Origin of the sequence: Massilia pseudoviolaceinigra (assembly GCF_030846505.1) — a bacterium.
GTDB classification, from domain to species: domain Bacteria; phylum Pseudomonadota; class Gammaproteobacteria; order Burkholderiales; family Burkholderiaceae_D; genus Telluria_A; species Telluria_A violaceinigra.
This window is the reverse complement of record NZ_JAVCWL010000039.1, coordinates 17,953-30,420: the sequence shown is the minus strand read 5'-3', so window position 1 is coordinate 30,420 and position 12,468 is coordinate 17,953. Positions and strand designations below refer to the sequence as shown.

General features: G+C 68.5%; 7 protein-coding genes. 4 read left to right on the top strand and 3 right to left on the bottom strand.

The features are described 5' to 3' along the window. Positions 1–8 precede the first annotated feature (8 nt). Positions 9–3,305, top strand: coding sequence for an ATP-binding protein (locus RBA40_RS28540; protein ID WP_306651862.1), 3,297 nt, complete (start codon positions 9–11; stop codon positions 3,303–3,305). On the opposite strand, the gene RBA40_RS28535 is transcribed toward RBA40_RS28540, so the two are convergent. Continuing rightward, a complete protein-coding gene (locus RBA40_RS28535) occupies positions 3,302–4,285 on the bottom strand; it encodes an AraC family transcriptional regulator (RefSeq protein ID WP_306651860.1) in 984 nt (327 codons plus the stop codon). The genes RBA40_RS28540 and RBA40_RS28535 overlap by 4 nt on opposite strands. Before the next feature lie 372 nt (positions 4,286–4,657). Between RBA40_RS28535 and RBA40_RS28530 the strand changes: the two genes are divergently transcribed. From RBA40_RS28530 to RBA40_RS28520, 3 genes are read left to right on the top strand one after another with little or no spacing between them, the layout of a single operon-like run. Next, complete coding sequence (locus RBA40_RS28530; protein WP_306651858.1) at positions 4,658–5,305, top strand: esterase/lipase family protein; 648 nt, start codon at positions 4,658–4,660, stop codon at positions 5,303–5,305. Between the two features lie 27 nt (positions 5,306–5,332). Next, complete coding sequence (locus RBA40_RS28525; protein ID WP_306651856.1) at positions 5,333–6,223, top strand: peptidylprolyl isomerase; 891 nt, start codon at positions 5,333–5,335, stop codon at positions 6,221–6,223. After that, a complete protein-coding gene (locus RBA40_RS28520) occupies positions 6,220–7,143 on the top strand; it encodes a lipase secretion chaperone (RefSeq protein WP_306651855.1) in 924 nt (307 codons plus the stop codon). The genes RBA40_RS28525 and RBA40_RS28520 overlap by 4 nt, the downstream gene beginning before the upstream one ends. Before the next feature lie 22 nt (positions 7,144–7,165). Here RBA40_RS28520 and RBA40_RS28515 read toward each other — a convergent pair whose 3' ends face one another. Together RBA40_RS28515 and RBA40_RS28510 are read right to left on the bottom strand one after the other, a co-directional pair. Beyond that, entirely contained in the window at positions 7,166–7,915 is a 750-nt protein-coding gene (locus RBA40_RS28515) for a FecR family protein (RefSeq protein WP_306651853.1), read from the bottom strand. Beyond that, entirely contained in the window at positions 7,884–12,458 is a 4,575-nt protein-coding gene (locus RBA40_RS28510; protein WP_306651852.1) for a two-partner secretion domain-containing protein, read from the bottom strand. Before RBA40_RS28510 ends, RBA40_RS28515 begins: the two co-directional genes overlap by 32 nt. Between the last annotated feature and the right edge of the window lie 10 nt (positions 12,459–12,468).

Sequence of the window (12,468 nt, the reverse complement as noted above, 5' to 3'; positions counted from 1 at the left end):
AGGACAATATGGACACACTGCCGCATGGCCAATCCGCGCCGCTGACCGGCCGCGCCGCCGAGATCGGCGCGCTGCACAGCGCCTTTGCCGCAGGCGGCGGCTTGCTCGTTGCCGGTGCGGCCGGCGCCGGCAAGTCCGCCCTGCTCGCCCAGCTGGCAGGCATGGCGGCCGATCGGGGCGGCTGGTTCGTCAGCGGCAAGTTCGACCAGTACCGGCACGATGCGCCATCGGCCATCGTGCAGGCCATGCGCGCGCTCGGCCGCCTGCTGCTGGCCGAACCCGACGCGGCGCTGGTCCAGCAGCGCGAGCGCATCCTGGCGGCGCTCGACAGCAACGCCGGCCTGATCGCCGCCGCCCTGCCCGAATTCTCCCTGCTGCTTGGCTGCAACGACGCCACCTGCACCGACCCGGCCCTGCACCAGGCCAGGATGCGCAATGCCGTCCTCGACCTGCTGCGCGCCGTGGTGTCGCCCGCACGCCCGCTGGTGATCGTGATCGACGACTTGCAATGGGCCGGTCCCGCCGCGCTGGCCGCGTTCGACGTCCTGCTGCGGGACGCGACCCTGCAAGGCCTGTTCCTCGTGGGCGCCTACCGCAACGAGGAAGTCGACGACGCGCACCCGCTGCATCCCATGCTGGTGCGCTGGCGCGCGTGCGCGACGCTGGAGGTGAACAACCTGGCGGCGGCGGACCTGGCGGCCTTCCTGGGCGCCCTGCTGCACATGGAGCCGGCGTTCTGCGCCGGCCTGGCCGCGCTGATCGGCGAGCGCACGCACGGCAACCCCTTCGAAACGATCGAGCTGGTCGAGGCCCTGCGCAAGCAAGGGTTGCTTGGCGCCCCTGATGACACGGCCCGCGTCCGTGCCTTCATCGCCGCGCGCGACGTGACCGACCTGCTCGCGCTGCGGGTCGACAGCCTGCCAGCGGACGCGCGTCGCATGCTGCAAGTGCTTGCCTGCCTGGGCGGCGCGGTCGATGCGCAGGTGCTGGCGCTTGCCGCCGGTCTCGATGCGCGCAGCCTGGCACCGGCACTTGCCGATGGCCTGGTGCTGGAGGCGCAGCGCGGGCTGCGTTTATGCCACGACCGCGTGCAGGAAGTGATTTACGAAAGCATGCCGCCGGACGAGCGCCAGGCGCTGCACCTGGCAATCGGCCGCCGCCTGCTGGGGCGCGCGGGCCAGGAAGCCGGCGCGTCCGAACAATATCTTGCGCTCGGCGACAGCGTGCCGGACCCGCAAGAGCGCCTGCGTGTCGCCACGCTGTTCGGGCGGGCGGCAGCCGGTGCGAGAAGCCAGGCCGACTACACCCTGGAAGAGCGCTTCCTGGGCGCCGCCGTGCGCCTGCTGGACAGCGATGGCGCCCTGCCCGCGCTCATGCGCGCCTGGCACGCCTGCCTGTGCAGCCTCGGGCGCCATGCCGAGGCGGATGACGTCTACGCGCGCATCGCCGCGCAGGAAAGCGACTTGACCAGCCTGATCGAAGCGAGTTCGGTACAGATCGGCAGTTTGACCGGCCGCCGCCTGCTGCCCCAGGCGATCGATCTCGGCATGGCCCTGCTGGTCCGGGCCGGCATCGTGTTCGCCGACAGCGCGCCTGACAACGGCGCGCCCGGGCTCGACGCCATCACCGCATGGGCCTACAGCGGCGCGCTGGACGCCGATCTGCGGCGCGCCGCGCCGACCGATCCACACGTGCTCGCGGTCGGCACCCTGCTGCACCTGACCACCATGGCGACCTACTACGCCGACGACAGGCGCCTGCTCGGGCTGCTGGTGCGCTACCAGCAGATGTGGATCGAGCATGGCCCCTGCGCGGCGCTGCTCAAGACCTTCGGTACCCTGCCGATCCTGTTCAAGCAGCGCGGCGACTACCGCACCGGCCACGCGGTGCTGATCAAGGCCCAGGCGATCGGCAAGGCGCGCGGCTACGATTACGAGGCGGCGTGGCTGCAGCACGTGTTTGCGCTGGCCTCGCTGCACTGGGTCGAGCCGCTGGAAAACGCCGTCGCCCACGCGCGCCAGGCGCGCCAGGTGCTGCTGCAAAGCGGCGACCTGCAATATGCGGCCCACACCTATCACGTCGAGATCGTGGCGCAGCTCGAATGCGCGCCGACCCTGGCCATCGTCGCCGCGATCCTGGAGGAGGCGCAAGCGGGCACGCCGCGTGGCGGCAATGTCACCGCAAGCCGCATTCAGCGCAGCTATCGCTACCTGCTCGACGTGGCGCGCGGCGATATCGATATCCATTTCCCGGCGCTGGCGGGGGACCCGGACACGCTGACCGCACGCCTGGCGCGCGCCCATGCCGCCCTGCTGTTCGGCGACGACGACGCGCTCCTGCGCCACTCCGCGGCCGCCATGCCCTTGCTGGCCTCCTTTGCCGGAATCTATCCGGCCGCGCTGGGCTATCTGTTCCGGGCCCTGGCGCTGGCAGGCGGTGCGCATGCCGACGCGGGCGTCCTGCCCGAACTGGATGCCTGCCGCGACTGGATGGCGCTGCGCGCAGCCGACGCGCCGCGCAATTTCGCCCATCTGGTGACCTGGATCGACGCCGAACGCGCCTGGGCCACAGGCGACGGCGCCGCTGCGGCCAGCTTGTTCGACCAGGGCCTGCTGGCCATGCGCGCGCACCGGCGGCCATGGCACCGCGCACTGATGACCGAGCGCGCCGGCCTGTGTTATCTGGCGCAGGGCTTGCATTACGTGGGCTCGTCGCTGCTCGCCGAAGCGCTGCGCCATTACGAGGCGTGGGGCGCCCCGGCCAAGGCCCGCGCCATGCGCGCGAACCACGCCTTCCTGCGCACCGCCACCGCCCCGGCACGGCGCGCGGCCGATGCAGCCAACGCCCCGCTGGACAAGGTCGACCTGCTGGCCGTGCTGCGGGCGTCCCAAGCCCTGAGCGCGGAAACCACGCTGGCGCGCCTGCAGACGCGCGCCAGCGAGCTGCTTTGTTCGCTCGCGGGTGCTACCGGCGTCAAGCTGCCGATCCTGCCGATCGCCGACGCGCAGCGCGCCCCTGCCCTGCCCATGTCGGTCTTGCGCCACGTCGAACGCGCGCGCGACGTGCTGCTGCTCGACGACGCGCTGCAGGACGACCGTTTTGCACCCGATCCGTATTTTTCAGGCTGGAGTCAATGTTCGCTGCTGGCGGTGCCGATATTCACGCGCCACCTGCTGCACGCCGTGCTGCTGCTCGAGAACAGCGCCACCCGCAACGCTTTTACCGCCGACCGGGTCGAGACGGTGATGCTGATCGCCGGCCAGCTGACCATCTCGCTGGTCAACCTCGGCGAAGGAAGAGATTAACCAGTCTCCACCCCGGGCCGGTGGCGTTCGCGATAACGCCCCGGCGACACATTGAACCAGCGTTTGCATGCCCGGAACAAGGTGCCCTGGTTGGCGAAACCGAGCCGGTAGCTGATTTCGGTGAAGCACAAACTGGTTTGATCCAGATAATGCGCGGCCTGCTCGCGCCGCACCGCATCGACCAGCTGTACGTACGACGTGCCCTCGTCCTGCAGCCGGCGCTGCAAGGTCCGTTCGCTCATGCACAGTGCCCGGGCGACGTCGCCGCGCGCCGGTTCGCCGTCGGCCAGGCAATCGAGCACCAGTTCGCGCACGCGCCGGGTGGTGCGCGCGTCGCCCAGGCGCGCCAGGCGCTCGTTGGCGAAACGCTCGTGCAGTTCGGTCAGCAGGGGATTGCCGGTCATGAGCGGCAACCCCAGGTCGGCCGGCGAAAAACTCAGGCGGTACCGCCTGGCGCCGAAATGGCAGGGACAGCCGAAGGCCGCCAGGTAGGGCAACAGGTTGGCCGGCCGCGCGTGGGCCAGTTCCACCGACTGCGGCCGCAGATCGCGTCCGGTCAGCCAGCGGCACAGGTTGGCGATCATCAGCAGCGCGAAGTCATGGCGGTCGCCCGGCGCGCCGTCGCCCAGCGTGAGCGTCAGGCCGCAGCCCTGGCTGTCTTGCGTCAGGATGAAGCGGGCGGCGCTGCTGATAATGGGGACGTACTGCGCCATGCGGCGCAGTGCGGTTCCCAGGTCGGGACTGGACATCATCACGTGCAGCACCACGCCGAAGCAGGCCGGCTTGGCGGCGCCTCCGAGCGCCACGCCCGGATGCGGGTGGCCGGACTGCTGCGCCGCCAGCGACCACAAGGCAGAGACGGCGGCGCTGTCGAAGCGGCCGTCGGCGTCGTCGAGTTCGTCCAGCGGCATGCCGGCTTCCTCGAGCAGGGCCAGCGGCTCAAGACCGAGCTCGCCGATCAGCTCGACGATCCCTTTCACCCATGCTGCTGACACGGTCGGTCTGGATATCGTCACGGTAATGGGAACCTCGTCTTTCTGGCCTGCGGAAACGGCTGCGGCGCGCCTTGGCGCTGTGCCGCCTTGCCAACATGATACTACGGATTCATTGTCACGAAAACAACTCTTTTGGTTTGTTGTCATCGGTACCACAGCCGCGCCGCATGGCCGCTAAAGCGAGCGAATTGGCCTGTCCGGAGTATGCGTGGTCTGACCACCCCGCTTATAGTGGGCAACAACGTTGTCGGAAGAACAGCGCAAAGTCAACCAGGTTCCTCCCCGGGTGAAAGCGCGTACCGGTCTTCGCAAGCGCGACAAGCCCCATTTACTGATCTACAACAAACGGAGATATACATGCGACATTCATTCCGCCAGGCCGCCAAATCGGCGCTCGCACTTGGTTTATTCGCAGCAGGCGTCGTACTGTCCGGTGCGGCCATGGCCCAGGAACCCGTGATTTTCGTGCACGGCTACAGCGGCTCGTCCTCGAACTTCGACGCCATGGTCGCGCGCTTTGCCGCCAGCGGCTATCCGCGCTCGAAGCTGTACGGCTTCAACTACAACTCCATGGTGAGCAGCGACCGGACCAGCGCCGCCTCGCTCAACTCCTTCATTAACTCCGTACGCGCCAACAACGGCAACCAGCCTGTGAGCGTGATCGCGCACTCGAACGGCGGCCTGGTGGTGCGCTGGCAGCGCGCCAAGCTGGGCGGCGAGGCCGGCATGCGCCGCTTCATCACCCTGGGCACGCCGCACAAGGGCACCACCAGCGCCTACGGTTGCTATTCCCCGGCGTGCTTCGACATGCGGCCTGGCTCGTCGTTCATCACCCAGCTCGCCGGTGCCGGTTGCGACCGCTCGCTGTGGTCCGCCAACGATGGCGTCATCCTGCCTGCCCGCAATGCGCAGTGCGGCGTGAGCGTGCAGACGGCCAGTGTCGGCCATATTTCGATGTTGACCGACGCCAGCGTGTACAACCAGGTTCGCGCGCAACTGCCGTAACACGCCAGACCAGCACAAGGATCAGCCATGGATTTTCATTTCACATCGGCCAGCCTGGGCCGCCACTGTCTGGTCCTGCTGCTGGCGTTGCCGGGTGCGTATGCCGCTACACCGGCCGCTACCCCGGCCGCGCCGCCGGCACAGGAAACGGTCGCGCAGGTCGGCGACCAGCCTGTACGCAGGGCCTTGCTCGACGCGCTCATGGATGCCAACGCCGGCCGCGCCAATCCCTTCGATGAAGAAAACGCGCATGACCGGCAAGAGCGTGCCAGCGCCCGCGCGGCGCTCGACCGCAAGGCGGTGCTGGGCGAACTGGTGACCCTGGAACTGATGGCGCAGGAAGCGGTCAGACTTGGTTTGCATCAGTCAGCGGACATCGTGGCCGAGGCCGAGCTCGCTTACAAGACCCTGTTGCAGCGCGACCTGGTGCGCCACATGCTATCGACCATTGCCGTCACGGACGAAGACATCGCGCAGCGCTACCAGGGCGTGCCGGCGGAGCGCCAGTTTCAGGTCGCCAGCGTCGATGTGGCCACGCCGGCGGGGGCACACGCCGCGCTGGCGGCACTGCGGCAAGGCAAGCGCTTCGGGCACGTCGCCAGGCGCTGGTCGAACAGCGCCCGCCCGCTTGCGCCGGCCTGGGTGCTGGCATCCCAAATGGACACCGATCTGGCGCCGCGGATAGCCGGCATGGCGAGCGGCCAGGCCATCGAGCGGGCATTGCCGCAAGGCGGTTGGCAGATCGTGCAACTGATTGCCACAAAAGAACTGCCCAAGCCGCCGCTCGATGAGTTGCGTGCCGGCCTGCGCATGCAGATCATGCAGGAACGCCTCGGTCAGCGGATCGAGGCCCTCAAGACGCGCGCCGACATCCGTCTGACTGCCGAGCGCGCGCCGCAAAAGGAATCTGCGCAATGAGCATCAAGGGCCCGCTTGCCTGCACCGCAGCCCTGCTGGCCGCCGGATTCATGCTGTACCGCGAGCCCGACATCGAACCGCCCGCCCCGGCGCGCGAGCGCACCGACCAGGCGGTCGAGCGCAGCTTCACCGTCCTGGCCGAGGCCAGCCCGGTGTTCGGCGCCATCCCGGAGCAGCGTGCCAATCCGCCATCGTTCCCGCTCGCGGCCGATGGCAGCCTGACGATTAACGAACGTACCAGTATCCTGCTCGACGTCTTGCTGGCGGGGCTGCCGCACCATCCTGGCCGGGAGGAAGTGGACCAGATCGAAAAGCGCATGACAGCCGGGCTGCCGGCGCAGGCAGCGCAGCAGCTTGCGCGGCTGCTGCGCTCCTACGTCGCCTACCGCGACGCGGAAACGGAACTGAGCGAGCGCCAGCGCGCCGACGCCGCCCTCACGCCCGAGCTGGCGCTGGACCAGCTGCATGCCCTGCGCGTGGCGCATTTCGGCGAGCAGCTTGCCGGGTCGCTGTATCGGGAAGAAGAAAAGCAGATGCGCGCCGACCTGGCGGCAACGCGCCCGGGCGCGCCGCGCACCGCAGACACGCAGGAGCGCGGCATGGCCGCAGATCCCGCGCTCGACCGCCTGCGCGACGACGTTGCCGCGCTGCGCAAGGCGGGCGCGCCCGAGGCGCGGGTCGCGGCCCTGCGCACGCAGGTGCTCGGAGCGGACCGCGCGCAGCAGCTGCACGACACGGAGCTGGTGCAGTCCGACTGGGAGCAGCGCAGCCGCACCTTCCTCGCCGCCGCGCAGCCGGGCGCCGACATGGAAGAGCTGCTGCATGGGCTGTACTCGGAACAGGAAATGCCGGCCGCGCGCGCCTACAACCTGGAGCGGCTAAACAGCCAGCAAGCCGCCGGCGCGCAGACCAAGCAATAAATCCGCAAGCAGCGGCGGCGTGCTACCTCACTTCGCAGTCGACCGCTGCCGCCTTGCCCGACGCACTGGTGTTTTGCGCACCCGGCCCCGTCTGCATGCTGAACACTGGCGGCGGGGTGAACCTGATGCCCGGATTGACTGGCACCATGACCGGCGGCTTGAGCGTATTCGGGGTATAGCCGAACTGCCCGGCCGAAAAATTCATGCTGCCGCCGGCATTCGACATCGAGATCATCCCATCGATCACCGACACATACAAACCGGGCTGCAGCATTCCCGGCCGCGCCAGCCCCGTTGACCCGGCCCCCATCGGCACATACTGCGCGATAAAGGTGGTGCCGCGAATGCCGATGGTGGCGGTCGGCGTCTTGAGCGAAAACTTTTCCTTGTTACGCTTGCCCAGCAAGCCGGTCAGCGAGCGCAGCCCGCCCTTGATCAGGCTGAAGCTGGCGCTGTCGGCATCGGGCTTGCCCGCCTCGTAGGCGAACGCCTCCACCTTGAACGTGGTCCCTGGCTGCAAGGTAATTTCGCTGTTGTCGATGAAGCGGATCTGGGCATAGGTGTTCTTTTCCGACACCAGGGTATCGCCCTGCTCCACCTCCGACTTCAAGGCCAGCACCTTGACGCTGCCATCGGCCTTCTTGACCATCAAAGGACCGCTCAGGTTGACGATGGTACCGGCCACCTGCGCGCCCCACGCCAGCCCGAAGGACCCTGCCAGCAGGAAACCCGCGAGCGCCTTAGTTGCAGTACGTCTTTTTGCGCAGTTCACTGGCGTCTCCTTTAATGTTGCTCGTATCGGCGGTTTGCGCGCCGGAATCCTTGCCCGCCACTTTTTCCGGCGCCTTGCTGTCGTCCGATGGCGTCACGCTGTTGATGGCGTTGACCGTGTTGACGATGACTTCCTTGACCACGCTGTCGGCGAGCTGCTGCGGCGGCGCCACCACGGCGCATCCCGCCAGGGCCGGATTGGCCACACAGCTATTTACCGGAGGCAGCACCACGCTGCAGCCTTGCAGGCCGGGACTACCCACGCACTGGGCCACGGTCGGCAGCACCACGCTGCAACCGGCGGCGCTTGGGGTGGCCACGCACTGGCTCAGGCCCGGCAGCACGACCGCGCAGCCCGGCGCCGACGGCGTGGCGACGCACTGCGCAATCGGCGGCAAGACCGCCACGCACCCGGCCAGGCCAGGCGCGGCCGTGCACTGCGCCACGCTCGGCAAGACCACGTTGCAGGCCGCCAGCGATGGCGTCACGCTGCACTGTGCCAGGGTCGGCAACACCACCGAGCAACCCGGCGCGCCCGGATTGGCCGCGCAGCTCTGCAAGCTCGGTAGGACGGCGCCGCAACCCGGCAGGCCGGCATTGCCGACGCACTGGTTTATGGTCGGCAGCACCACGTTACAACCCGGCACGGCCGCATTCGCCGCGCACTGCGCCAGGGTCGGCAGCACCACCGAGCATCCGCTGGCGCCCGGATTGGCCACGCACTGGCTCAGCGACGGCAGCACCACCGCGCAGCCCGGCGTGGCCGGATTGGCCACGCAACGGCTCAGTGACGGCAGCACCACGCTGCAACCTGGCAGGCTGGTGGCGGCAATGCACTGGGTCAGGCTCGGCAGCACCACCGCGCAGCCGGCCTGGGTCGGCGCGGCCACGCACTGGGCCACGCTCGGCAGCACCACCGAGCAGCCGGGCAGGCCGGGACTGGCGCTGCAGGCCGCCAGCGACGGCAGCACCACGCTGCAGCCGGCCTGGGTCGGACTGGCCACGCAGGCGGCCAGGGTTGGCAGTACCGCCACGCACCCGGCGCGCGATGGCGTCGCCAGGCAGGCGGCCAGGGTCGGCAGCACCGCCGTGCAGCCATTGGTGGCGGGCGCGGCGATACAGGTGTTCAGGCTCGGCAGCACCTGCGCGCAGCCGGCCTGGGCAGGATTGACGACGCACTGGGCCAGGGTGGGCAGCACCACGCTGCAGCCCGGGGTCGATGGCGCGCTGGTGCACACGGCCAGGGTCGGCAGCACCACGCTGCAGCCGGCCGCGGTGGGCGTGGCGATACAGGCGCTGAGCGACGGCAGCACCGCGCTGCAGCCAGGCGTGGCGGGATTGGCGATACAGGTGCCGATGCTCGGCAGCACGGCGGCGCAATAGCGCAGCGCTGGATTGGCGGTACAGGCGCTCACCGCGTCGGCCAGCACCGTGGCGCAACCGGCCAGGGTCGGCGTGGCGATGCAGGCGTCGATGGTGGGCACGGCCGCCGGCACACCGGTCACCGCGCCGCTGGAACTGGCAATCGTGCCGCTGCCGCTGAGCGAGGCAGCGCTCACCGAAATATTGCCGGACGTGGCGCTGACGCTGCCATCGTTGACGATCGCGCCAGCTACCATGGCGATGTTGCCCGCGCCGGAGGCCACGCTGCCGCTGGTGCCGATGGTCAGGACTCCGCCATTGCCGGCCTGCAAGCCAATCGCGCCGCCATTCGACGCCACGCTGCCGTTGATGGTCAGCGGACTCTGGGTCGACAGAGTGATTGGTCCGCCGAGGCTGCTCACGGTGACCGCGCTGGTCGAGACCGGATCGTCCTTCAGCACTGTCATGCCGCCCTTGTTGACGATCGTGATCGCGCCCGTGTTGTTGCCGCCGCTCTGGGTGACGCTGGCCAGATTGAGCGTGCCGGTATTGCTGATATTGATCGGGCCGTTGCCGGTCTCGGCGGTGTTGTTGGCGGTCAGGTAGGCCGTCTGCGTGTAGAACGGCGTCGATGCCGAGCCGGCCTGCTGCCTGGTCTGGAGCCCGATCGCACCGGCCCGGGCCGGTGCCGTGCTGCTGTTGCCGACGCTCGCGCCGGACAGCACCAAAGCACCCGGTGTGATAAGCGGATCGAGCAGGTTGATGGCGCCGTTGCCGGCGTTGATCGTCAGCTTGCTGGTGGGCAGCAGGCTGGCCGTCAGGTCGAGCGCGCCGTTGACGTCGACCGCGCCGATTTGCGCCAGTTCGCCGCCGATGCTCAGCTGGCGCGCGAAAATCTTGGTCAGCTCGCTTGTATTGAGTCCCAGGCGCCCGGTGGCGTCGAGCGCGTTGTTGCCGATGTGAATATTGGTACTGGGATTGCCGGGGCTGAGCACCACGTGTCCGCCGGCGCTGCCGGTACCGCTGATGTTCGCCCCAATGTTGATATTGTCCGACATGAGCAGCACGTTGTCGGCGCTGAGGGCGCCAGTGGAACCGATATTGATCAGCCCTGTCGTCAGGCCGGCGCGCTCCAGCGCCAGCTTGGTGCCGGTGCCGGGCGCCAGGGTGATGGGCGCGTTCACCTCGATATTGCCCTGGCTACGCAGGCGCAGCACGGTCATCTCGGCCGGGGTCGCTTGGCCGCCCAGCGGTGCGGCGACCAGGATCTTGCCCGTATGCGCAGACGAGCCGATGATCAGTTCCTGCGCGTGGATCGGATTCAGGTCGAACTGCGACAGGCGCAGCAGCGACGCCGTCGGGCCGCCCGTGGCGACGACGATGTCGCGGTAACTGGTGTAGGGAGAAATGCTCACGACAGGACGCTGCGACAGCGCCGGTCCGATCATGCCGCCCATGAGCTGCACGTTGTCGGCCACGATATCGATGTTGCCGCTGCCCTGCAAGGGCGCCACGGAGAACGCCTGGAACGTGTCGGTGGCGACGAACGCCATGTAGCCGCTGCCGGTGTTGACCGGGGCGCTGGCGGTGTTGCCCAGCCTGATGGTATGGCCGCTGAGCATCAGGTTTCCGCCGCCGGTGTTGAGCGCGCCATTGATGGCCACGGTGCCGGTGCCGCTCGCGTACGGGGCGACATTGGCGTTCAAGGTCAGCGCCCCGCCCGAGGTCGTGATGTCGGCATCGACGGAAATGTTATTGCCCGCTTCGACCGACAGGCTGCCCGTGGTGCCGCCGGGGCGGGTGATGGCACCGTTGACCAGCACGTCGTGGCGGGCCTGGATCACGATATTGTCCGCGCCCGCCGCGCCGTCAAGCTTGGACGAATCGATCAAGGTCATCGTGTCGGGCGGGGTATCGGTGAATTCATCGACCGTATCGAGCAGGTCGAGGCTGCCGTTGACGCCGATGGTCACGTCGTACGGGTCCAGCAGCCAGGTGCCGCGCGCGCCGGTGCGTACCCGGATGCCGTTCACGTCCAAGTGGTAGCCCGAGGTTTCCACCAGCCCGCCCCTGGTGCCCGCCGCCGAAATGCTGCCGTAGGCGCGCGTGGCGCCGTCGGACCACAGCACCACGGTGCCGCCGTCGCCGCTGCCGGTGGCGTCGGCCCGGATCGAGGCGGCCTTGCCCATCACCGTCTGGCGCGCGTTGCGCACCAGCGCATTCTTGCCCTGGTAGCCGCCGCCGAGCAGCACCGTGCCGCCGCCGTCCGCGCCGCTGGCGTCGATACGGGCGTCGCCGGTCATGCCGACCCGCTCGCCCTGCACGCTGATCTCGCCGCCCTTGCCGGCCCCGGTCGCGCTGGTGACGCTGCCCGCTTCGAGCAGCGCATCGCCAGTCGCCTTGAACACGATCTTGCCGTTGGCGCCGATCTGGGCGCTGTTGGCGCTGACCAGCCCGCGCTGCTTCACCAGCGCGCCGTAAATGCCGATCTTGCCGCCCTGGGCAATCACCTGCCCCAGGTTGAGCGCGGCGTTGGCGGGAGCCGACACCACCACGTGCAGATCGGGATTGCTTGAATCGACCAGTTGCACGCTGTGGCCAGCCGCCAGCACCACGTCGCCCTGCGGCGAGGTGATGATGCCGCTGTTCTCGACATTGGGCGCGATCAGGAATACCTTGCCGCCGCCGGGCGTGGTGATCGCGCCCTGGTTGACGATGCCGCCGGCCGCGGGCGTTCCGCTGAAGTTGCGCTTGCCGGCCAGAAAATCCGCATTGGTGAGGTTCAGGGTCGAGGCGGTCAGGCTGCCCACGTCGATGCGCGCGTCGCGCCCGAACAGAATGCCGTTCGGATTGATCAGGAATACCTGGCCGTTCGATTGCAGCGCGCCGAGGATGCGGCTCGGGTCCTGCCCGGTGATGCGGTTGAGCACGGCGCTATTGGCATCCTGCTGGATAAACCGCGTGATGTCGCCGGCCCCCACCGAAAAGCTCTGCCAGTTAATGATGGTGTTGGGCGTATTGGTAATTGAAAAGACATTACCCTGCTGCCCGAACGTCGCCTGGCCGGCGACCACCTGCGGCGAGCCGGGCGCGGCGTGGGATGCGGGAGCGCCGCCGAAAGCCAGCAGCAGCGGCAGGCAAAGTCGCTTCAACAAGCGCGGGAAATGGTTCTGGATCGTCATTTGTTTCACC